This window comes from Bosea sp. 685 (assembly GCF_031884435.1).
Taxonomy (GTDB): Bacteria; Pseudomonadota; Alphaproteobacteria; order Rhizobiales; family Beijerinckiaceae; genus Allobosea.
The window spans coordinates 4,170,156-4,192,985 of sequence record NZ_CP134779.1; the positions used below are offsets into that span (position 1 = coordinate 4,170,156).

At 65.6% G+C, this 22,830-nt stretch carries 20 protein-coding genes; 19 read left to right on the top strand and 1 reads right to left on the bottom strand.

Annotated features, from left to right (window positions below; all coding sequences use genetic code 11):
- Positions 1-2 precede the first annotated feature (2 nt).
- The 15 genes from RMR04_RS20720 (at position 3) to RMR04_RS20790 (ending at position 16,732) form a co-directional block, all read left to right on the top strand.
- Positions 3-986: an ABC transporter permease gene (locus tag RMR04_RS20720; RefSeq protein ID WP_311910250.1), complete on the top strand. Its 984-nt coding sequence runs from the start codon at positions 3-5 to the stop codon at positions 984-986.
- The gene (yjfF, locus tag RMR04_RS20725) at positions 983-1,969 is read left to right on the top strand and encodes a galactofuranose ABC transporter, permease protein YjfF (RefSeq protein ID WP_311910252.1); all 987 of its coding nucleotides are present in this window, start codon (positions 983-985) and stop codon (positions 1,967-1,969) included. The genes RMR04_RS20720 and yjfF overlap by 4 nt, the downstream gene beginning before the upstream one ends.
- Positions 1,966-2,760: a FadR/GntR family transcriptional regulator gene (locus tag RMR04_RS20730; protein ID WP_311910253.1), complete on the top strand. Its 795-nt coding sequence runs from the start codon at positions 1,966-1,968 to the stop codon at positions 2,758-2,760. The genes yjfF and RMR04_RS20730 overlap by 4 nt, the downstream gene beginning before the upstream one ends.
- Before the next feature lie 8 nt (positions 2,761-2,768).
- Positions 2,769-3,695, top strand: a complete 927-nt coding sequence (locus RMR04_RS20735; RefSeq protein WP_311910254.1) for a dihydrodipicolinate synthase family protein — start codon at positions 2,769-2,771, stop codon at positions 3,693-3,695.
- Positions 3,692-4,636 carry a Gfo/Idh/MocA family protein gene (locus RMR04_RS20740; RefSeq protein WP_311910256.1) on the top strand — a complete coding sequence of 315 codons (945 nt, stop codon included), beginning with the start codon at positions 3,692-3,694 and terminating at the stop codon, positions 4,634-4,636. The genes RMR04_RS20735 and RMR04_RS20740 overlap by 4 nt, the downstream gene beginning before the upstream one ends.
- On the top strand, positions 4,630-5,532 hold the full coding sequence (locus tag RMR04_RS20745) for an SMP-30/gluconolactonase/LRE family protein (protein ID WP_311910257.1): 903 nt from the start codon (positions 4,630-4,632) through the stop codon (positions 5,530-5,532). The genes RMR04_RS20740 and RMR04_RS20745 overlap by 7 nt, the downstream gene beginning before the upstream one ends.
- Positions 5,533-5,623: 91 nt before the next feature.
- The gene (chvE, locus tag RMR04_RS20750; RefSeq protein WP_311910258.1) at positions 5,624-6,691 is read left to right on the top strand and encodes a multiple monosaccharide ABC transporter substrate-binding protein; all 1,068 of its coding nucleotides are present in this window, start codon (positions 5,624-5,626) and stop codon (positions 6,689-6,691) included.
- Between the two features lie 69 nt (positions 6,692-6,760).
- Positions 6,761-8,326, top strand: coding sequence for a multiple monosaccharide ABC transporter ATP-binding protein (mmsA, locus tag RMR04_RS20755; RefSeq protein ID WP_311910259.1), 1,566 nt, complete (start codon positions 6,761-6,763; stop codon positions 8,324-8,326).
- Between the two features lie 11 nt (positions 8,327-8,337).
- The gene (gene mmsB, locus RMR04_RS20760; RefSeq protein WP_410492280.1) at positions 8,338-9,528 is read left to right on the top strand and encodes a multiple monosaccharide ABC transporter permease; all 1,191 of its coding nucleotides are present in this window, start codon (positions 8,338-8,340) and stop codon (positions 9,526-9,528) included.
- Positions 9,529-9,766: 238 nt separating this feature from the next.
- Entirely contained in the window at positions 9,767-10,537 is a 771-nt protein-coding gene (locus RMR04_RS20765) for a DeoR/GlpR family DNA-binding transcription regulator (protein ID WP_311910261.1), read from the top strand.
- Between the two features lie 73 nt (positions 10,538-10,610).
- Positions 10,611-13,046 (top strand): GcvT family protein, encoded by a 2,436-nt coding sequence (locus tag RMR04_RS20770; protein WP_311910262.1) that lies wholly within the window; start codon positions 10,611-10,613, stop codon positions 13,044-13,046.
- Positions 13,043-13,945: a formyltetrahydrofolate deformylase gene (gene purU / locus RMR04_RS20775; RefSeq protein ID WP_311910263.1), complete on the top strand. Its 903-nt coding sequence runs from the start codon at positions 13,043-13,045 to the stop codon at positions 13,943-13,945. The genes RMR04_RS20770 and purU overlap by 4 nt, the downstream gene beginning before the upstream one ends.
- Positions 13,946-13,959: 14 nt before the next feature.
- The gene (locus tag RMR04_RS20780) at positions 13,960-14,937 is read left to right on the top strand and encodes a bifunctional 5,10-methylenetetrahydrofolate dehydrogenase/5,10-methenyltetrahydrofolate cyclohydrolase (protein ID WP_311910265.1); all 978 of its coding nucleotides are present in this window, start codon (positions 13,960-13,962) and stop codon (positions 14,935-14,937) included.
- A gap of 86 nt (positions 14,938-15,023) precedes the next feature.
- Entirely contained in the window at positions 15,024-15,872 is an 849-nt protein-coding gene (locus RMR04_RS20785; protein WP_311910266.1) for a metallophosphoesterase family protein, read from the top strand.
- 14 nt (positions 15,873-15,886) lie between these two features.
- On the top strand, positions 15,887-16,732 hold the full coding sequence (locus RMR04_RS20790; RefSeq protein ID WP_311910267.1) for an EamA family transporter: 846 nt from the start codon (positions 15,887-15,889) through the stop codon (positions 16,730-16,732).
- 2 nt (positions 16,733-16,734) lie between these two features.
- Here the strand turns inward: RMR04_RS20790 and RMR04_RS20795 are convergent, their stop codons facing one another.
- Positions 16,735-17,628, bottom strand: a complete 894-nt coding sequence (locus RMR04_RS20795) for a LysR substrate-binding domain-containing protein (RefSeq protein ID WP_311910268.1) — start codon at positions 17,626-17,628, stop codon at positions 16,735-16,737.
- A 105-nt stretch (positions 17,629-17,733) separates the two neighbouring features.
- Between RMR04_RS20795 and RMR04_RS20800 the strand changes: the two genes are divergently transcribed.
- The 4 genes from RMR04_RS20800 (at position 17,734) to RMR04_RS20815 (ending at position 22,724) form a co-directional block, all read left to right on the top strand.
- Positions 17,734-18,879 carry a 2-aminoethylphosphonate--pyruvate transaminase gene (locus tag RMR04_RS20800; RefSeq protein WP_311910269.1) on the top strand — a complete coding sequence of 382 codons (1,146 nt, stop codon included), beginning with the start codon at positions 17,734-17,736 and terminating at the stop codon, positions 18,877-18,879.
- Positions 18,880-18,890: 11 nt separating this feature from the next.
- Positions 18,891-20,144 carry a phosphonoacetate hydrolase gene (gene phnA, locus RMR04_RS20805; RefSeq protein WP_311910270.1) on the top strand — a complete coding sequence of 418 codons (1,254 nt, stop codon included), beginning with the start codon at positions 18,891-18,893 and terminating at the stop codon, positions 20,142-20,144.
- Positions 20,145-20,146: 2 nt separating this feature from the next.
- Positions 20,147-21,598 (top strand): phosphonoacetaldehyde dehydrogenase, encoded by a 1,452-nt coding sequence (gene phnY / locus RMR04_RS20810; protein ID WP_311910271.1) that lies wholly within the window; start codon positions 20,147-20,149, stop codon positions 21,596-21,598.
- A 106-nt stretch (positions 21,599-21,704) separates the two neighbouring features.
- Complete coding sequence (locus tag RMR04_RS20815) at positions 21,705-22,724, top strand: putative 2-aminoethylphosphonate ABC transporter substrate-binding protein (protein ID WP_311910273.1); 1,020 nt, start codon at positions 21,705-21,707, stop codon at positions 22,722-22,724.
- The last annotated feature ends 106 nt before the right edge of the window (positions 22,725-22,830 follow it).

Sequence of the window (22,830 nt, forward strand, 5' to 3'; positions counted from 1 at the left end):
CGATGCGCTTCACCCTGCCCCGCAAGGGCCTGCCGCAAATCGCAGCTTTCATCGTCGTGCTGCTGATCAATTTCGCCGTTTCGCCGCAGTTCTTCGACCTCAGGCTGCAGGATGGCCGCCTGTTCGGCAGCCTGATCGACGTGTTCAACCGCGGGGCGCCCGTGGCGCTCCTGTCGCTCGGCATGGTGCTGGTCGTGGCGACCAGGGGGATCGATCTCTCGGTCGGCGCGGTGATGGCGATTTCAGGCGCGCTCGCGGCGACGCTGGCCGACACGCAGCCGCTGCCCGTCGTCCTGCTGGCGGCGCTGGCTGCGGGGCTGCTGTGTGGGCTCTGGAACGGCATCCTCGTCGCCGTGCTGCGCATCCAGCCCATCGTCGCGACGCTGATCCTGATGGTCGCCGGCCGCGGCATCGCGCAATTGATCACCGAGGGCAGGATCGTCACCTTCACCTCGCCCGGCCTCGCCTGGTTCGGCGGCGGTTCGATCCTGGGGCTGCCGGTCCCGGTGGTGCTGACCGCCTCGGTGCTGGCGGTGGCGGCGCTTGTCGTGCGCGGCAGCGCGCTCGGGCTGCTGATCGAGGCGACCGGCGCCAATGCCCGCGCCAGCGCGCTCGCCGGCATCGAGACGCGCATGACCACCATTGCGGTCTATGTCTGGAGCGGTTTCTGCGCGTCCCTGGCCGGGATCGTCGCCGCCGCCGATATCCTGGGCGCCGACGCCAACAATGCCGGGCTCTGGCTCGAGCTCGACGCCATCCTGGCGGTCGTGATCGCCGGCAGCTCGCTCCTGGGCGGCCGCTTCAGCCTCGCATTGGCGGTGCTGGGTGCGCTGATCATCCAGGCGATGAACACCGGCATCCTGCTGGCCGGCTTCAGGCCCGAATTCAACCTCGTGGTGAAGGCGGTCGTCGTCCTGGTGGTGCTGCTGGCGCAATCGCCGCGCCTGTCGGGCCTCGGCGTCCTGCTGGCCCGGAGATCGGCATGACGCGCTATCTCCCGGTCATCGTCACCGCCGCCGTCTTCGCGCTCGGCTATGCCATCTGCGCGCTCCAGTTTCCCGCCTTCCTGTCGACGCGCGTGATCGCGGACCTTTTGACCGACAACGCCTTCCTCGGCATCCTGGCGGTCGGCATGACCTTCGTGATCATCTCGGGCGGCATCGACCTGTCGGTCGGTTCGGTCGTGGGGTTCACGACGGTCTTCCTCGCCCTGGCGATCGGGACATGGAACATTCCCCCCTTGCTCGCCTTCATGCTCGTGCTGCTGGTCGCGACGCTGTTTGGCGCCACGATGGGTGCACTCATCCAGGGCTTCGAGATGCCGCCCTTCATCGTGACGCTGGCGGGCATGTTCCTGGCGCGCGGTGCGAGCTTCCTGCTCTCGACCGAGTCGATCCCGGTCACCGCACCGCTCTACAGCGCGATTTCCGACTTCGCGCTGCGCCTGCCCGGCGGCGGCCGGCTGAGCGTCGTCGGGCTGATCATGCTCGCGGTCTTCCTGGCCGGCGGCATCCTGCTCCATCTCACGCGCTTCGGCACGAACGTCTATGCGCTGGGCGGCAGCCGGGTCTCGACCGGGCTGATGGGGATCTCGGTGGGCCGGCACACGATCGCGATCTATGCCCTGTCGAGCTTCCTGGCGGGGCTGTCGGGCATCGTGTTCTCGCTCTACACCTCGTCGGGCTATTCGCTCTCGGCGGTGGGTGTCGAGCTCGACACCATCGCTGCCGTGGTGATCGGCGGCACGCTGCTGACAGGCGGCTACGGCTTCATGATGGGAACGTTCCTCGGCGTTCTCATGCAGGGCCTGATTCAGACCTACATCAATTTCGACGGCACCTTGTCGAGCTGGTGGACCAAGATCGTCACCGGCGTCCTGCTGTTTGCCTTCATCGCTTTCCAGCAGGCGACGCTGGCGCTGGCCCGCCGCTCCGTGCGGGGCACTGCGGCAAAAGGGACCATGCCATGAAACCCGGAATCGTCGCGGTTCCCGAACGGCGGGAGCATTCCAACCACGCCGAGGTGGCGCGGATGATCGCGATCGACATCATCGCCGGCCGTGCCAAGGAAGGCTCCAAGCTCGCCGGCGATGCCGAGCTGATGCTGCGCTTCGGCGTCTCGCGCCCCGTATTGCGCGAAAGCGTCAAGACGCTCGTCGCCAAGGGCCTGCTCACCACCAAGGCGCGGGTCGGCACGGTGGTGCGCGAGCGCGCCGCCTGGAACATGTTCGACGGCGACCTGCTCGCCTGGCACCTTCAGGCCGGCATAGACCGCCGCTTCCTGGACGATCTCGCCGAAATCCGGCTGGCGGTCGAGCCTCGTGCGGCGGCGCTCGCCGCAGAGCGCAGAACCGAGGCCGATCTTGCCGCGATGCGCGCCGGCCTGGCTGCGATGCAGCGCGAGCCGTCCGATTCCGTGGCCTTCGCCAATGCCGATCTCGCGCTCCATGTCGCGGTCGCCAATGCGTCCGGCAATCCGTTCATGCGCTCGGTCGGCGGCGTTATCGACGTTGCGCTGCGGGCGTCCTTCCTGCTGAGCGCGCCGGTCGAGGACCCCGAGCGGGACATCGTCATCCTGGCGCATCGGAAGATCGTCGACGCTATCGCGGCCCGCGACATCGAGGGTGCGGCCGACGCCATGGTCGGCGTCATCTTCAACGGATTGCGCCGCCACGGCGCGGCGCGCACCGAACCCTCAGAACAGCTTTCCGGGCAACATCGTCCCATCGCCCCTTCCCGCCTTCTCACAGACAAGGACTGAGCCCGGCCATGCCTGCAGCGACCAGACCCTATCGCGGCGTCTTCCCCGTCGTGCCGACCATCTTCCACGATGACGGCAGGCTCGATCTTGAAGGCCAGCGCCGCTGCCTGGACTTCATGATCGATGCCGGCTCGGACGGGCTGTGCATTCTGGCGAACTTCTCCGAGCAGTTCGTGCTGACCGATGCCGAGCGCGACACGGTGATGGATCTGGCGCTCGACCATGTCGCGGGCCGGGTGCCGGTCATCGTCACGACCACGCATTTCAGCAGCGCGGTCTGCGCCGAGCGTTCGCGCCGCGCGCAGGACAAGGGCGCGGCCATGGTGATGATCATGCCGCCCTATCACGGCGCGACCTTCCGGGTCGGCGAGGCGGCGATCGAAGCCTTCTTCCGTCGCGTCTCGGATGCGATCTCGATCCCGATCATGATCCAGGACGCGCCGGTGGCCGGCACGCCGCTCTCGCCCGCCTTCCTGGCCAAACTCGCCGGCGAGATCGAGAACGTCTCCTATTTCAAGATCGAGGTCGCCCAGGCCGCGGCCAAGCTGCGCACGCTGCTCGAACTCGGCGGCGAGACGATCGAGGGCCCCTGGGACGGCGAGGAGGCGATCACGCTGATGGCCGATCTCGATGCGGGCGCGACCGGCGCGATGACCGGCGGCGGCTATCCCGACGGCATCCGCCAGATCGTCGATCCCTATTTCGCCGGGCGCCGCAATGAGGCCATAGCCGCCTATGCGCGCTGGCTGCCGCTGATCAATTACGAGAACCGCCAGACCGGCCTGTCGGCGGCGAAGATCCTGATGAAGGAGGGCGGGATCATCGGCTCGGCCGCCTTGCGCCATCCGCTCGAACTGCCTCATCCAAAGACGCAGGCCGGGCTGATCGAGATCGCCAAAAGCCTCGACGCCGCGGTTCTGCGCTGGAGCAAATGAGCATGCTGCGCCTCGCCATCGTCGGATTGGGCAAGATCGCCCGCGACCAGCATCTGCCCGCGGTGGCGGGCCTGCCCGCGGTGGCGGGCCTGCCCGAGATCGCGATCGCGGCGGTCGTCAGCCGCAATGCGCGGCTGGACGGCGTGCCCTGTTTTGAGACCCTCGAGGCGCTGTTTGCCTCTGATGTCGCGGTCGATGCGGTAGCGCTCTGCACGCCGCCGCAGGTGCGACGCGCCCAGGCCGCGCTCGCTTTGGCGGCCGGCAAGCATGTCATGCTGGAGAAGCCGCCGGGCGCGACCGTCGGCGAACTTGCTCCGCTGATCGCCAGCGCGCGCGACAACGGCCTGACGCTGTTTGCCACCTGGCATTCCCGCTTTGCCCCGGCCGTCGAACCGGCACGCGCCTTTCTCGCCGCGAACCGGCCCTTATCGGTCAAGATCGACTGGCGCGAAGATGTCCGGGTCTGGCATCCCGGTCAGGACTGGATTTTCGAGGCCGGCGGGCTCGGCGTGTTCGACCCCGGGATCAACGCGCTGTCGATCCTGACCCGCATCCTGCCGCGCCCGGTCTTTCTCCGGGGCGCCGGGCTCGCCTTCCCCGCCAATCGCGCAGCGCCGATCGCAGCCGAACTCGATCTCGCCGACGCGGCCGGCTTGCCGATCCGGGCGGAATTCGATTTCCTGCAGACAGGACCGCAAAGCTGGGACATGCGCATAGAGACGGAAGGCGGAACGCTGATGCTTTCAGCCGGCGGCGCCAAGCTCGACCATGACGGCCGCGCGCTCGTCGACGAGGCGGAGGCGGAGTACCCGGCGCTCTACCGCCGTCTCATTGATCTCGTCGGCAGACGCGAGAGCGACGTCGACCTGGCGCCTCTGCAACTTGTGGCCGACGCCTTCCTGCTCGGGCAGCGTCGCGGCGTGGAAGCCTTCACATGGTGAGCGTGACGCCGGCCGCCCTGCCCGCTCCCGTGCTGCTCGGCGAAACACGCTGCCATCTTGGCGAAGGCCCTGCCTATGACGCCGCGACCAATGAGGCGTTCTGGTTCGACATTCTGGAGCGCAAGCTGTTCGCGGCTGATCTGGGAACCGGCAGCGTGACCTGCCAGGATCTGCCGCTGATGGCCTCGGCGCTGGCCATGGTCGACGATGAGCGCCAGATCGTCTCGACCGAGAGCGGGCTGCATCTGCGTTCGCGCCGCGACGGCGCAATGGCGCCGTTTCGTGCCGTCGAGGCGGATAACCGCGCGACACGCTCCAATGATGCGCGTGCGCATCCCGGCGGCGCGTTCTGGTTCAGCATGATGAGCAAGAGCGCAAAGGCCGGCGCCGCCTCGATCTATGCGCTGTCGGGCGGCGAGGTCGTGCTGCTTTTTTCCGGGCTGACGATCCCCAACGCAATCTGCTTCTCCGCCGACGGCCGGCAAGGTTTTTTCGCCGACACGGCGCAAAACGAGTTTTACCGCGTGCCGCTGGACCCCGTGACGGGGCTGCCGCGCGAGGCGCCCTCCTCGCTTGCCCTGTCCGATGACGGCAAAGGGCTCGACGGTGCCGTGATCGATCGCGAGGGGCTGATCTGGATTGCCCGCTGGGGTGGCGCGCGCATCGATGTCCTCACCGATCAGGGCGAGAGCGTCCGTAGCCTGGCCGCGCCGGCGCGCCAGCCAAGCTGCCCGGTCTTCGTCGGCCGGGCCTTTGACCGCCTGCTGGTCACCAGCGCCTGGGAGGGACAGGATGAAGCAGCCCGCGCTGCCGACCCGCTGGGCGGCGCGACGTTTGTATTCACCCCCGGCGCGGTCGGAAAGGCGGAGCCGCGGGTCAAGCTGGGAGCGCACTGACAGTCTCGCATCAACCAAGACCGCTTGCAGGCGGCAATGAATGTTCAGCGAAATATTCAACCAAGCAAATATTCTACCAAGGGAGAAAATGATGACATCCGGTATCACCAAGCTTCTGTCGGCTCTCGCGCTGGGCGCGCTTGCCTTTGCCGGGCCTGCGCTGGCGCAATCCAAGCCCACCGTCGGCATCGCCATGCCGACGAAATCCTCCGCCCGCTGGATCGCCGACGGCGACAACATCGTGAAGGTGCTGAAGGAACGCGGCTACAATACCGATCTGCAATATGCCGAGGACGAGATCCCCAACCAGCTCTCGCAGATCGAGAACATGGTCACCAAGGGCGCGAAGGTCCTGGTGATCGCCGCCATCGACGGCACCACCCTGTCCGACATCCTGCAGCAGGCGGCCGCCGCCGGTACCAAGGTGATCGCCTATGACCGCCTGATCCGGAACTCACCGAATGTCGATTATTATGCGACCTTCGACAACTTCAAGGTCGGGGTCCTGCAGGCGCAGACGCTGGTGAAGGGTCTTGGCCTGCCCGAGGCGAAGGGGCCGTTCAACATCGAGCTCTTCGGCGGCTCGCCGGACGATAACAACGCGTATTTCTTCTATGACGGCGCGATGTCGGTGCTGAAGCCCTTCATCGACTCCAAGCAGCTCGTGGTGGCGAGCGGCCAGATGGGCATGGACAAGGTCTCGACCCTGCGCTGGGACGGTGCAACGGCCCAGGCGCGCATGGATAACCTGCTCAGCGCCTTCTACAACAACAAGCGCATCGACGCCGTGCTCTCGCCCTATGACGGCATCTCGATCGGCATCCTGTCCTCGCTGAAGGGCGTCGGCTACGGCTCCGCCTCGATGAAGATGCCGCTGGTCTCGGGCCAGGACGCGGAGGTTCCCTCGGTCAAGTCGATCCTCGCCGGCGAGCAGTATTCGACCATCTTCAAGGACACACGCGAGCTCGCCAAGGTCACCGCCGACATGGTCGATGCCATGCTCAGCGGCAAGGAGGTGCCGGTCAACGACACCAAGACCTACACCAATGGCCGCAAGACCGTGCCGTCCTATCTGCTCACCCCGGTCGCGGTCGACAAGTCGAACTGGGAAGCGATCCTGGTCGCCTCGGGCTACTACAAGGCCGGGCAGATCAAGTAACGCGCCCCCCTCGCGCGCGGCCCTGCTTTGGGCGGGGCCGTCGATCCCTCCGGTCGCGGAGCAGAATACATGAATCCGATCCTGGCCATGCGCGGCATCAGCAAGGCGTTCGCTGGCGTCAAGGCCCTGAGCGAGGTTTCGTTTTCGGTCGAGACGGCTGAAATCCACGCCGTCGTCGGCGAGAACGGCGCCGGCAAATCGACCCTGATGAAGGTGCTGAGCGGCGTCTACCCGCACGGCTCCTATGACGGAGCCATCGTCTTCGATGGCGAGGAGCGGCGCTTCCGGGACATCACCGAATCCGAGGCGCTCGGCATCATCATCATCCATCAGGAGCTGGCGCTGATCCCGCTTCTGTCCATCGCCGAGAACATCTATCTGGCCAACCCGCCCACAAGATTCGGGGTGATCGACCAGGGCGCGGTCTATCGCGGCGCCCTGGCGCTGCTGGCCAAGGTCGGCCTGAACGAGGCGCCCGACACCCGTGTCATCGATCTCGGCGTCGGCAAGCAGCAGCTCGTCGAGATCGCCAAGGCGCTGTCCAAGGATGTCCGGCTCCTGATCCTGGACGAGCCGACCGCGAGCCTCAACGAGCGCGACAGCGAAGCGCTGCTCGATCTCTTGGTCGAATTGCGGGCGCAGGGCATCTCCTCGATCCTGATCTCGCACAAGCTCAACGAGGTCGCGCGCGTCGCCGACCATATCACCGTGCTGCGCGACGGGCGCACGGTCGACACGCTCGACTGCCGCGCCGGCCCGGTCGACGAAGACCGCATCATCCGCAGCATGGTCGATCGCGATCTCGAGCATCGCTATCCCAAGCGCGAGCCCAAGATTGGCCAAGAGAAGATAGGCCAAGAGAAGATCGGCGAGGTGATCTTCGAGGTCGAGGACTGGACGGTGTTCCATCCGCAGGATGCCGGGCGGCGCGTGATCAAGGGCGTGGATTTCCAGGTCCGGCGCGGCGAGATCGTCGGCATCGCCGGATTGATGGGCGCAGGCCGGACCGAATTCGCGATGAGCGTCTTTGGCCGCTCCTATGGGCGCCATATCAGCGGCCGCGCCAGGCTGGAGGGTCGCGAGGTCGATCTGTCCAGCGTGCGGCGCGCCGTCAATGCCGGGCTCGCCTATGTCACCGAAGACCGCAAGGAGCTTGGGCTGATCCTGGCCGAGGACATCCGCAAGAACATGACGCTGGCCAACCTGCCGGCGGTCGCTCCCGGCGGCGTCATCGATGACATGGCCGAGCTCAAGGTGGCGGCGGGCTATCGCTCGCGCATGGGCATCCGCAGTGCCAGCGTCTACCAGGAGGTCGGCCAGCTTTCGGGCGGCAACCAGCAGAAGGTCGTGCTGTCGAAATGGCTCTTCACCGAGCCAAAAGTCCTGATCCTGGACGAGCCGACGCGCGGCATCGACATCGGCGCCAAATACGAAATCTACTGCATCATCAACGAGCTGGCGGATTCGGGGCGCGGCGTCATCGTGATCTCGTCGGAAATGCCGGAACTGCTGGGCATCTGCGACCGTATCTGTGTGATGAACGAGGGCGCCTTCGTCGGCGAATTCTCCGCGCAGGATGCAAGCCAGGAAAAGATCATGCGCGCCATCATGCGCAACGGGGAGGCCAGAGCATGAGCGGCGAAACCTTGAGCGGCAAAGCCTCAAGCGAAGCACCGGCGCGTCCGGCGGGCAACCACCTTAAGACGGGCCTGCGCGACTACGGCATGCTGATGTCGCTGGTGGCGATCATGCTGTTCTTCCAGGTCATGACCGGGGGCACGCTGCTGCGCCCGCTGAACCTGACCAATCTGGTGCTTCAGAACAGCTTCATCGTCATCATGGCGCTGGGGATGCTGCTGGTCATCGTCACCGGCCATATCGACCTCTCGGTCGGCTCGGTGGCGGGCGCGGTCGGCGCGGTCGCTGCCGTGCTGATGGTGCGCTACGAGATGCATTTCGTGCCAGCCGCCTTGATCTGCCTGGCACTGGGCGCGCTGATCGGCGCGGCGCAAGGCTATTGGGTCGCCTATTTCAAGATCCCCTCCTTCATCGTGACGCTTGCCGGCATGCTCGTCTTCAAGGGGCTGGCGCTGGCGATCCTGCAGGGCCAGTCGCTGGGGCCGTTCCCGGCGACCTTCCAGAAGCTGTCCTCGGGCTTCATCCCCGAGCTGATGCCGGAAGCCGGCGCACTCTACCCGACCTCGCTGGCGATCGGCGCTGCGCTCGCGATCCTGCTCGTGGTGCTCAATCTCAAGAGCCGCATGCGCCAGCAGAGCCATGGCATCCCGGTCGAGCCGCAGGGCTTCTTCATCGCCAAGAACCTCGCCTTCGCCGCGATCATCCTCTACGCGACCTATCTCATCGCCTCCTATCGCGGCCTGCCGAACGTGCTCGTGGTGATGGGGGTACTGATCGCGCTCTATGCCTTCGTGACGACGCGCACCAGCATCGGCCGGCAGATCTATGCAGTCGGCGGCAATGCGCGCGCCGCCAAGCTTTCGGGCGTGCGCACGGAATGGCTGACCTTCCTGACCTTCGTGAATATGGGCGTTCTCGCAGCGCTCGCCGGCCTCGTCTTCGCGGCGCGGCTCAACACGGCGACCCCGAAGGCGGGGCTGGGCTTCGAGCTTGACGTGATCGCCGCCTGCTTCATCGGCGGCGCCTCGGCCTATGGCGGGGTCGGGCGTGTCTCGGGGGCGGTGATCGGCGCGCTCATCATGGGCGTGATGAACAACGGCATGTCGATCCTGGGCATCGGCATCGACTATCAGCAGGTGATCAAGGGCCTCGTCCTGCTGGGTGCGGTCTGCCTCGACGTCTACAATCAGAAGCGCTGAGCAGGCAGAAGCGCTGAGCAGGAGCGGGATCGCCGGCCCGACACGAACCTGGTCCCACCTCTTCGATCTCTCCGAGTGCGGGCCGCCTAGAGGCTGTTAGGGACTCCGGCAAGCCGCAAGAACTTCCCCGGCTCGATCATTGTTACCCGCGGGCCATGTGGTTCGATTGCCAAGCGCCAATCAAAGACATAGTCCAATTTGATTTCACCCATCGGCTCGGATTTTTGGTCTCGTTTTCATGACACGTGACATCGCGGCGAGGCGGCAGCGCACCATTCTGGAAAATCTCGATAGGCTGGAATCCGTTACCGTCGAGGAGCTTGCCCTATCGCTCGAAGTCTCGCGCGAGACCATCCGGCGCGACCTCAAGGTTTTGTCGTCGGACGGATTGCTATCGATCGTTCATGGTGGGGCCATTCGAAACGAGAGTTCGGAGGCATCCTTCGCCAGCCGCCGGGGCGTGAACCGCGAGGGCAAGGAGCGGATTGCCAGTGTGGCGGCCTCGATGCTTGGCGATGGCATGACGATCCTGCTCGATTCGGGCACCACGACCGCAGCTGTGGCGCGCGCCCTGGCGCGGTCAGACTGCAAGCGGCTGGTCGTACACACGACTTCGCTCGAGAATGCGCGACTGGTCAGCCGGTTGCCGGGCGCTCGGGTCTTTCTGATCGGTGGCGAGTTCGACCGTAACGAGGACGCGACCTCAGGCCCCGAAGCCCTGCGGGCGATCACACGCCTCTCGGCCGATCTCTCGTTCGTCAGCGTAGGCGGCGTCGATGCGGAAGGGCGGCTCACCGACTATACGCGCGCCGGGGCCGCGACCCGAAGCGCCCTTCTGCATGCCGCCGAGCTCGGCTACCTGATGGCCGACAGCAGCAAATTCGGGCTCGTTCTGCCCAGCAGGATCTCAGGCGACGAGGGTTGCGCCGGGTTGTTGGTCGACCAGCTTCCACCAGATCAGATCACCGCGAAACTGGCAGAAAACGGCGTCCGCATCGTCACGGGATAATTTGACCGTTTTTGTGGTTTTCTGTTGTTTTTTTTATTCGGTGCTTTAGAGTGCCTCCATCACGGAGGCGCTCATGTCCATTCCCACGCAATCTCGTGTCGTCATCATCGGCGGCGGCATCGTCGGCTGCTCGGTCGCTTATCACCTGACCAAGCTCGGCTGGCGCGACGTGCTTCTCCTGGAGCAGGGGCGGCTCTCCTCGGGCACCACCTGGCATGCGGCAGGCCTGGTCGGGCAATTGCGCAGTCAGTCGAGCATGACGCGCCTGATCCGGTATTCGACGGAGCTTTACGCCTCCCTGGAGAAAGAGACCGAACTCGCCACAGGCTGGAAACGCTGCGGCTCCGTCTCCGTCGCCCGAACGTCCGAGCGCATGACGCAATTGCGCCGGACGATCTCGGCGGCACGCGCCCAGGGGGTCGACATCGAAGAGTTGAGCCCGAAGGAGGCCGGCGACAAATGGCCGGTGATGCGCACCGACGATCTCGTCGGCGGCGTCTGGCTCCCCGGTGACGGCAAGGCGAATCCGTCCGACATCACTCAGGCGCTGGCGCGGGGCGCCAGGAATGGCGGCGCGATCATTCGCGAGCGCGTCCGCGTCACCGCCATCGAGACGCATCAGGGGCGGATCAAGGCGGTGCAGACCGATCAAGGCCGTGTCGAATGCGAGGTTCTCGCCATCTGCGCCGGGCAATGGTCGCGCACGGTCGGGCAGATGTGCGGCGTCTCGGTGCCACTGCACTCGGCCGAGCATATGTATATCGTCACCGGCAAGATCGAGGGCGTGACGCCGGACCTGCCGGTGATGCGCGATCCCGACGGCTACACCTACTACAAGGAGGAGGTCGGCGGCCTCGTCATGGGCGGCTTCGAACCCGATGCGAAGCCCTGGGGCATGGACGGCATCCCTTATCCGTTCGAGTTCCAGCTCCTGCCCGATGATTGGGACCAGTTTGGGATCCTGATGGAGAACGCGCTGCAGCGTGTGCCGGCGCTCGAGACGGCCGAGATCAAGACCTTTCTGAACGGTCCCGAGAGCTTCACGCCCGACAACAACTTCCTGCTTGGCGAGGCTCCGGAGGTCGCCGGCATCTATGTCGGCGCCGGCTTCAACTCGATGGGCATCGCCTCGGCCGGCGGCGCCGGAAAGGCGCTGGCCGAATGGATCGTCGAGGGAGAAGCGACGAGCGATCTCTGGCCCGTCGACATTCGCCGCTTCGCCAATTTCAACAATAATCCGGCCTGGCTGAAGGACCGCGTCAAGGAGACGCTGGGTCTGCATTATGCGATGCCCTGGCCAAACCGGGAGCTCGACAGCGCCCGGCCGTTCCGCCGCTCGCCGCTCTATGAGCGGCTTGCCGCGAAAGGCGCCGTGTTCGGCTCCAAGATGGGCTGGGAGCGGCCGAACTATTTTGCGCGGACCGAGGGCGAGCGCACGATCGGCTACGCGTTTGGCACCCAGAACTGGTTCGAGACGGTCGCGGCCGAGCATCGGGCCTGCCGCGAGGCGGCCGGCATCGTCGACATGAGCAGCTTCGCCAAGTTCCTGCTCCAGGGCCCCAAGGCCGAGGAAGCCCTGCAGCGCCTGGCCGCCAACGACGTCGCGGTGCCTGTCGGCGCCTCGGTCTATACCGCGCTGCTGAACGCGCGCGGCACCTTCGAGAGCGATCTCACCGCCGCCCGCATCGCACCCGACAGCTATCTCCTGCTGACCGGCACGGCCCAGGCGACACGCGACGCGCACTGGATCAGGCGCCAGCTCCCGGAGGGCGTGACGCTGACGGATGTCACTTCGGCCTATGCCGTGCTCTCGCTGGCCGGCCCGAAGGTGGTGGAGATCCTCGGCCGCGTGTCGCCGGCCTCCTTCGCTCCCGCCGATTTCCCGGCCAACGCGATCCGGCAGATCACGATCGGCTACGCCACGACCTGGGCTTGCCGCCGCTCTTATCTGGGAGATGGCTTCGAACTTTACGTGCCAGCCGAATTCGCGCTCGCCATCTACGATGCGCTGCACGAGGCCGGTGCCGATCTCGGCCTTGTCGACGCAGGATACTATGCGGTCGACTCGCTGCGCATTGAGAAGGGCTTCCGCGCTTGGGGACGCGAGTTGACGCCGGACATCAACCCCTACGAGGCCGGTCTGGGCTTCGCCGTGAAGCTGGACAAAGGCGACTTCATCGGCCGCAGCGCGCTCGCCGCGGCCCGCCCGGCCCCACGCACGAAGCGGCTGATAGCGCTTGTCGGCCCACGCCCGGACGGTCAGATGGCCTGGGGCGGCGAGGCGATCCTGGCTGATGGCAAGCCGGTCGGCGAGATCACCTCGGCAGCGTTCGGCGCGACCGTCGATGGAATCGTTGCGCTCGGCTGGGCCGAAAGCCATGAGCCGATCAGCCAGGCCTGGCTCGACGCGCGCAACTGGACGATCGATCTTGCGGGGACGGCGGTTCCGGTCAGCGTCAGCCTGGCGGCGCCACTGGATCTCGTGCGGGCGCGCGGAACGATGGCATGACCGATCTCACACCACTCGCACCCGCCCTGCCCCGGGACATCGTCGTGCAGAAGCCTGCCCGCATCCTTACCCTTTCCTGTGAGGACCGGCCCGGCATCGTGCACGCCGTCAGCGGGGTGCTTTACCGGCACGGCTGCAACATCCTGGAGAGTGCGCAGTTCAGCGACCCGCGCGACGACCAGTTCTTCATGCGCGTCGCCTTTGCTGCGGGCGACCGCCTCGACGATGCCGCCTTCCGGCGCGAATTCGACGGCGTCGCCGGGACCTTCCGCATGAGCTGGGACACCATTGACGCCATGCGCCCAGAGCGTGTCGTCCTGATGGTCTCACGCTTCGGCCATTGCCTGAACGATCTGCTGTTCCGCCAGGCGACCGGGAATCTCAACATAACGATTCCGGCGATCATCTCGAACCACCGTGATTTCGAGCCGCTGGCGAAGAATTACGGCATCCCGTTCCATTACCTGCCCGTCACCGCGGCGACCAAAGTGGAGCAGGAGGCAAGGCTGCTGGAGATCGTCGCGCAGACCGAAGCGTCGCTGGTCGTGCTCGCCCGCTATATGCAGGTGCTCTCCAACGATCTTTGCCGCGCGCTCGGCGGGCGGGCGATCAACATCCACCACTCCTTCCTGCCAAGCTTCAAGGGGGCCAAGCCCTACCATCAGGCCTATGACCGCGGCGTGAAGCTGATCGGAGCAACGGCACATTACGTGACCCCCGATCTCGACGAAGGCCCGATCATCGACCAGGACGTTGCGCGGGCCGATCATTCGCTCGCTCCCGACGATCTCGTCAGCGTGGGGCGCGACATCGAAGCCGTGGTTCTGGCGCGCGCCCTGCGCCTGCACATCGAACGGCGGGTGATGCTGGCCGGCCGGCGCACGGTCATCTTCCGCTAGAGCCGGAGGTTCAAATGAGCGCCAGGATCCTCGATGGCCGCGAGATCGCGCGCGACATCCGCGCTGAAACCGCGTTGCGGGTCGCCAAGCTCGCCGCCAACGCCGGAATCGTCCCGCATCTGGCGGTGATCCTCGTCGGCGACAATCCCGCCTCGCGCATCTATGTGGCGAACAAGATCCGCGCCTGCGCCGAGGTCGGAATCCGGTCCACGCTCGTCGCGTTCGATGCGGGAATTTCGGCGCAGCAACTTGTCGGCGAGATCGAGCGCTTGAACCAATGCGCCGATATCCACGGCATCCTCGTCCAGCTACCGCTGCCGCCCCACCATGATATCCAGGCCGTCTTGCGGGTGATCTCGGTTCATAAGGATGTCGACGGCTTCCACCTCTACAATGTCGGTGGCCTGGTCGTCGGCAGAACGATCTTCTCGCCCTGCACGCCCTATGGCGTCATGCGCATGCTCGATCACGCTGCGATCCCGGTCGAGGGCCGCAACGTCACGATCGTCGGAGCCAGCAACATCGTGGGCAAGCCGATGGCCTTGATGATGATGGCGCGCGAGGCCACCGTCTCGGTATGCCATGCCAAAACGCGGGATCTCGCTCAATATACCATTCTGGCTGACATACTGGTCGTAGCGGCCGGCGTGGCCGGATTGATCAGCGCGCCGATGGTCCGCACGGGAGCGGTCGTGATCGATGTCGGCATCAACCGCGACACGCAGGGCAAGCTGCAGGGCGATGTCGATTTCGACGCCGTCAGAGCCAAGGCGTCCTACATCACGCCAGTTCCGGGCGGTGTCGGCCCGATGACTGTGACCATGCTGCTGGTCAACACGGTCTCGGCGGCCGAGCGGATTGCTGAAAGCGCGGATGCGCGCCCGATACCCGAATGTCTCCACGGCGGATCGACCCGGTCCCGGCGGCTGGCCGACGGCTCGGATGAGGGGGATATCGCCGGTCATTCCGGCTCATTTGCACGGCCCTGCTGAAAGGGCGCCGACGTCAGGTCTTTGAACGCAAAGGCTTCGACCGGGCACCCCAGGCTGACGGGCGGGTGATTGCGGAAGCCACCCCCGTGACGCGCAAGGCGCGCGGACATATTTCGCTGGCAAAGCGTTTAGGATGCTGTAAAGCGCCCGGCGCGAACGTCGATGTCCCCCGGACACGGCGAAAACTCACGGAGCGAGCCATGCGCCTCGGCGTCATCGCGGACATACATGGCAACCTGCCGGCTCTGGAAGCGGTACTGGACCGCCTTCGCGACCATTCCGTCGACGGGATCGTCAATCTCGGCGACTGCGCCTCGGGGCCGCTCTGGCCGATGGAAACCGTCGCGCTCCTGCGGGCAACGACGATGCTGCACGTGCGGGGCAATCATGATCGCGCGCTGGGAGCGATCTCGCCGGAACGGCTTGGCGCCTCCGACCGCTTTGCCTGGGAGCGACTTGAGCCCGCCCACCGAGAATGGCTGTCCACGCTGCCACAGGAACTGTTCGCCGGGGCGGCGCGCTGCTTCCATGCGGCCCCGGGGGATGATGAAGCCTATCTGATGGAAGGCGTCTTTGGCGGCCGCCTTCTGCCGGAGGCCCGGGCCACCATCGATCCAAGGCTGGCTGGCATACCAGACCCGCTGCTGCTTTGCGGTCACAGCCATCTGCCGCGATTGCTGCGCCTCGCAACAGGGACGCTCGTCGTCAATCCAGGGAGCGTCGGCTGTCAGGCCTATCGTGACGACACACTCCCCGCTCATGTTTCCGAAAGCGGAAGCCCCCATGCCCGCTTCGCCGTGGTGACGATCGACGCCGCGATCACGGTCGAGCATCACGCCATCGCCTATGACTGGGGCGCCGCCTCGGCCAAGGCCCTCCAGAACGGCCGGGACGACTGGGCGCAGGCGTTGTCGACCGGAACGGCGCGCCGATGAGCCTTGGCGCGCCTATGAGCCTTGGAATTTTCCTGACCGTCCTCCTGGCGGCGGCGATGCATGCGGGCTGGAACGCCTTCGTCAAGCTCAAGCTCGAGCCGATCCTCGCGATGACGCTGATCTCGCTGACGGCGGGGGTGCTGGCCTTCCCCGCGCTCCTGGTGACAGGCTTGCCGAGAGTTGAGGCATGGCCGTGGCTCGTGGCCTCGCTGATCTTCCATCTCGGCTACTATATCGGCTTGGCCGAAGCCTATCGCCGCGCCGAGATGAGCCAGATTTATCCACTGGCGCGGGGTGGGGCGCCGCTCCTGACGACAGCGATCGGCGTGGCCTTCTTCGGCGAGCGTCTTGCGCCGTTGCAGCTGGCAGCCATTGGCCTGCTCGGGATCGGCATCATGCTGATATCGATCCTGGGGCGCAGGCGCGGCAGCGCTTTCGACCCCGTTGCGCTCGGCTTTGCCGCTCTCGCCGCGGTCATGATCAGCGGCTACACCCTGGTCGACGGGCTCGGCGCGCGTGCCGCGGGCGACCCCCATGCCTATTCGGCTGCGCTGTTCGTCATCGATGCCGTGCCGCTGCTCGTCTATGTCGTCCTGCGACGTGGAAAGGCGGGTCTGGCGGCGATGCGACCGTTCTGGCTGCAGGGAACGGCCGGCGGCGCCTTGGCTCTCGGCGCCTACTGGATTGCAATCTGGGCGATGACGGTGGCGCCGATCCCGCTCGTCGCGGCCGTGCGCGAGAGTTCCGTGCTGTTTGCCGCCTTGATCGCGTATCTCTGGCTCAAGGAACCGCTGCAGGCCTCACGACTTGTCGCCTGCGGCTTCATCGTCGCCGCACTCGCGCTGATGCGGATCGCCTGAGTTCAGCGTGCTCGTTCCGCTTCGGCGGTGACGAACTCCTGGACGGTCTCGAAGAAGCCGCGCACCAACGGAATTCGTCGTCGCTCGGCGCGGCAAACGGCATATTCGCCGACCGCCAGATCGACCCCGCTGACGATGAGCCGCTTCAGAAGCGGATCGGGCCTGAACTCGGCATCGAAGGTCACACCGATGCCGAAGCCGGCGGCAACGGCCTCGCGAACCGCCTCGCGCGATTGCACCTCGAGCAGGTTGGCCGGCGTGATCCCGGCCTCCGAGAGGCGGGCCTCGAACGTCTCGCGCGTGATCGAGCCGCGTTCCCTCAGCACGATGTCCTGGCCGGCGAAGGCTTCGATCGGAATGCTGTCATGCCCTGCCAACGGATGCCGGCTCGAGACGAAGGCGACCAGTCGATCCGAGCGCAGCTTCAGCGTGTGAAGGCGTGGATCCGAGCTCTGCCGAGCGGTGATCGCCACGTCGGCCGAGAAGTCCATGATCTGATCGACGACTTCCGACGAGTTTCCGATCGTCAGGGAGAAGGTCAGGCCGGGGTATTTCTCACGCATTCGCGCCAGCGCGGCCATGACATGCGTCGCGCTGTCGGCCGCGATACGCAGATGGCCCCGCTGCAGGGTCCGCGTGCCGGCGAGCAGGGATTGCGCCTCGTCCTCGGCCGCAAACAGCCGTGCCGTGATGACAAAGAGGCTCTGGCCGAGTGGGGTCAGTTTGATCTGCCGTCCGACCCGGTCGAACAGCCGCACGCCATACGCGTCCTCGAGCGTACGCACCTGTGCCGACAGCGTGGGCTGGCTGACATTGCGCGCCTTGGCGGCGCCGGTGAAGCTCTCCGCCTCCGCGACAGCGTGGAATGCGGCCAAGCCCGAATAGCTGATCGCCATCCTATAGATCCTTTCTATAGATGACATGGAAACGATGTATTGGAGCTATGTCAATTGGCTGCCTAACCTCTCGCCATCCGCTGCAACGCGAAAAGCGAGACCGACATGGCCCGAGCCCGCCGCCCCGCCACATCCGAGACCGGTGACCCGCTTCTCCTGACTCCTGGCCCGTTGACGACCAGCAAGGCCGTCAAAGAGGCCATGCTGCATGATTGGGGTTCGCGGGATGCGACCTTCGTCGGCATCAACAAGGCCGTGATGGACGAGCTGCCGAAGGTCATCCATGGCGAAGGCAGCTTCGTTACCGTCCCGATGCAAGGTTCAGGCACCTTCGCCGTCGAGGCGATGCTCACAAGCTTCGTGCCGCGCGACGGCAAGGTCCTCGTCCTGATCAATGGCGCCTATGGCCAACGCGCCAAGCGCATTCTCGAGATCGCCGGGCGCGGTGTCGTTGTCCACGAGACGGCCGAGGATATGCCGCCCGATCTCGCAGAGATCGATCGGTTGCTGATCGACGATGCTGCGATCAGCCATATCTTCACGGTCCATTGCGAAACCACCAGCGGCATCCGCAATCCGGTCGAAGCCATTGCGGCGCTGGTGAAGCGCCACGGTCGACGCCTGCTGATCGACTCGATGAGCGCCTTCGGGGCTCTGCCGCTCGACAGCCGGGAGGTCTATTTCGACGCAGTCGCGGCCTCCTCGAACAAGTGCATCCAAGGCGTGCCGGGTCTCGGTTTCGTCATCGCCCGCAAGAGCGCCCTGGCCGAGACCAAGGATAACGCCACGACGCTCGTGCTCGATCTCCACGATCAGCATGCTGCCTTCGAGCGCACGGGCCAGTACCGCTTCACCCCGCCGATCCATGTCATCGTCGCGTTCCACGCCGCGCTGCAGGAATTCTGGGCGGAGGGCGGCGTCGCCGGGCGCGGCGAGCGCTACGCTGACAATGCGCGCATCCTGATCGAGGGCATGCGGGAGCTCGGCTTCCGTACGCTGCTGCCGGCCGCCCGCCAGGCGCCGATCATCGTCACCTTCCACATGCCCGAAGACAAGAACTTCGTCTTCCAGCGCTTCTACGACACGCTGAAGGATGCCGGCTACGTCATCTATCCCGGCAAGCTGACCGTCGCCGACAGCTTCCGCATCGGCTGCATCGGAGCGCTGGGCGCGCAGGACATGAAGGCCTTCGTCGCCACGGTCTCGGACGTGCTCTCCGAGATGGGCGTCGGCCTGAAGTCGGCAGCGTGAAGGGGGCAGTGATGAACATGCATGCGAAGATCGGCGCTGACGTCGTCGCCAACGGGCGGTCGTACAAGCGTCCTGAGAAGCCTGTCGTCGTCATCTGCGTGGATGGCTCGGAGCCAGGGTACATCGAAGAAGCGATCGCGGCCGGGCTTGCCCCCAATCTCGACCGGCTGATGAAGACGGGGGCGAACACCACGGCGCTCTCGGTCATTCCGAGCTTCACCAACCCCAACAACCTCTCGATCATCACCGGCCGACCGCCGGCCGTGCACGGCATCGCCGGCAACTTCTTCTACGACCGCGAGGCTGGGGAAGAGGTGATGATGAACGATGCGCGCTTCCTGCGCGCGCCGACGATCCTGGCCGAGTTCCAGAAGGCCGGCCTCAAGGTCGCGATGGTGACGGCCAAGGACAAGCTCCGGACGCTGCTGGGCAAGGGTCTGGACTTCACGACCGGGACCGCGATCGCGTTTTCGTCGGAGAAAGCCGACAAGGCCAACATGGCCGAGAACGGCATCCAGAACGTCCTGGACTTCGTCGGCCTGCCGCTGCCCTCGGTCTATTCGGCCGATCTCTCGGAGTTCGTCTTCGCGGCCGGCGTGAAGCTGCTCGCCACGTTCAAGCCGGACGTGATGTATCTCTCGACCACCGACTATGTGCAGCACAAGGCGGCGCCGGGCTCCGACGTCGCAAACGCCTTCTATGAGATGTTCGACGCTTATGTCGGCCAGCTCGACGCCGCCGGCTGCACGCTCGTGATCACCGCCGACCACGGCATGAACGACAAGCACCTCGCCTCGGGCGGGCCCGACGTGATCTATCTGCAGGGCCTGATGGACGAGTGGTATGGAGCAGGCGCGATGCGCGTGATCCTGCCGATCACCGACCCTTACGTCGTGCATCACGGCGCGCTCGGCTCCTTCGCCACGATCTATCTGCCCGACGGCGCGAGCCAGCAGGACGTGGCCGACCGGATCGCCGGGCTCGACGGAATCGAGGTCGCGCTGACCTCGCCCCAGGCCTGCGAGCGCTTCGAGCTGCCGGCCGACCGCATCGGCGACGTCGTCGTCGTCTCGACCCGGCACAAGGTGCTCGGCACCTCGCCCGACAAGCATGACCTGTCGGGCCTGACCGAGCCGCTGCGCTCGCATGGCGGATTGACCGAGCAGACCGTGCCGATGATCGCCAACCGCGCGATCTCGGTTCCCGCCGGTCGGACCTTGCGCAATTTCGACGTCTTCGACGTCGCCCTCAACCTGGTGGGCTGATCATGACCGTCAACATCAAGCCACCGCTGCGCCGGGAGGCGATGCGGATCGCCGGCAAGCTGGTCTCGACCGACGACATGGTCGAGGTTCGCAACCCCTATGACGACAGCGTCGTCGGGCTGATCCCGGCGGCCAGGCCCGAGCATGTCCGCGAGGCGTTCGCCAAGGCAAAGGCGTTCAAGCCGAAGCTGACCCGTTTCGAGCGCCAGCGCATCCTTCAGACGACGGCCGAGCTGCTGCGCGACCGCAAGGAAGACTTCGCCCGGCTGATCACGGCGGAAGCCGGGCTGTGCTGGAAGGATTCGCTCTATGAGGCGAGCCGGGCCTATGACGTCTGGTCGTTTGCGGCCCAGCTCACCATCAAGGACGATGGCGAGATGTTCTCCTGCGACATCTCGCCCAACGGCAAGGCGCGAAAAATCTTCACGACGCGCCAGCCGCTGCTCGGGGTGATCTCGGCGATCACGCCGTTCAACCACCCGCTCAACATGGTCAGCCACAAGCTGGCGCCGGCTATCGCGACCAATAACCGCCTCGTGCTGAAGCCGACCGAGTTGACGCCGCTGACGGCGCTGGCGCTGGCCGATGTGCTCTATGAGGCCGGGCTGCCGCCCGAGATGCTCTCGGTCGTCACCGGCAATCCCTCGACCATGGGCGACGCCATGATCACCGATCCCGATGCGGATCTGGTGACCTTCACCGGCTCGGTGCGCGTCGGCAAGCACATCGCCGCGACAGCGGGCTACAAGCGCATCGTGCTCGAACTCGGCGGCAATGATCCGCTGATCGTGATGGAGGATGCCGATCTCGACAAGGCGGCCGAACTCGCCGTCACCGGCGCGACCAAGAACTCCGGCCAGCGCTGCACCGCGGTCAAGCGCATCCTCGTCGTCGAGAGCGTCGCCGAGGAATTCTCAAAACTCGTCGTCGAGAAGGCGAAGAGGTTGAAGTGCGGCGACCCGATGGACCCCGAGACCGATGTCGGCACCGTCATCAACGAGCGCTCGGCAAAACTGTTCGAGGCCCGCGTGGCGGATGCCGTCTCGCGCGGTGCGCAGGTTCTGCACGGGGCGGCGCGCCAGGGCGCGCTGTTCCACCCGACGGTGGTCGATCACATTCCTTACGATTGCGAGCTGGTCCATGAGGAGACCTTCGGGCCGGTGATCCCGATCATTCGTGTCCCGAACGATATCGCGGAGGTCATCCGCATCTCGAACTCGACCGCCTACGGCCTGTCCTCGGGCATCTGCACCAACCGCTTCGACTACATCCAGCGCCTCATCGCCGAGCTCGAGGTCGGCACCGTCAACCTCTGGGAAGTCCCGGGCTACCGCATCGAGATGTCGCCCTTCGGCGGCATCAAGGATTCCGGCCTCGGATACAAGGAGGGCGTCGTCGAAGCCATGAAGAGCTTCACCAACGTCAAGACCTGGTCGACCCCATGGAGCGCGTGACGATCTGACTATTTCCAAGGGCCGGCGGCTCGACCCGCCGGCTTTAGACAATCATGGGGATGACGCGTCGAACGAGTGCCCAACCACATAAACAGGGGATGAGAACATGAAGAGCTGGCTTGCATCCGCCCTCATCGGCGCCTTTGCCTTCGCTATGCCTGGGGTTGCCCAGGCCCAGAAGACCAAGGTGACGATCTACACCGCGCTGGAAAACGACCAGCTCGCGCCGTTCAAGTCCTCGATCGAGAAGGCCGTTCCCGAGGCGGATGTCGTCTGGGTCCGTGACTCCACCGGCGTCATCACCGCGCGCTTCCTGGCCGAGAAAGACAACCCGCGTGCCGACATGGTGATGGGCCTGGCGGCTTCGAGCCTGCTCGTCTTCGAAAAGGCCGGCCTGCTTGAAACCTACAAGCCCGCCGGCGCCGACAAGCTGAAGCCTGTCTTCCGCGATCCCAACGAACCCTACACCTGGACCGGCATGGACGCCTATCTCGGCGTCGTCTGCTTCAACACGGTCGAGGCCAAGGGCATCCCGACACCGACCTCCTGGAAGGACCTGCTCAATCCGGCGCTCAAGGGCAAGATCGTGATGCCTCATCCCGCCTCGTCGGGCACCGGCTATCTGATGGTGGCGGGCTGGCTCCAGAGCATGGGCGAGACTGAAGGCTGGAAGTTCATGGACGGCCTGCACGAGAACATCGGCGCCTATCTCCATTCCGGATCGGCGCCTTGCGTCCAGGCGGCGCGCGGCGAGCGTACGGTCGGGCTGGCTCTCGACATGCGCGGCGCCGCCGAGAAGACCAAGGGCGCGCCGATCGAGGTGGTGATCCCCAAGGAAGGCGTCGGCTGGGAGATGGAAGCCAGTGCGATCGTCAAGGGCAGCAAGAACCTTGCCCTCGCCAAGAAGGTCGCTGATTGGACCGCCAGCCCTGAAGCCAACACCATCTATGCCAAGACCTATGCCATCGTCGCGGTGCCGGGTGCCGACAACACGCCGCCGAACTATCCCGCGAATGCCGAAGCAGGGATGATCAAGAACGACCTGTCCTGGATGGCCGATAATCGCGAGCGCGTGCTCGCCGAATGGTCCAAGCGCTACGAGTCCAAGGCGGCACCGAAAAACTAGGGCCGGCACTGCCCGGCTTCCAAGACGAAGTCGGGCGGAACGATTCATGCACGCTCACGATTCATGCAAGCTGCGGAGTGGCCCGACTTCGGCCGCTCCGGTTCAG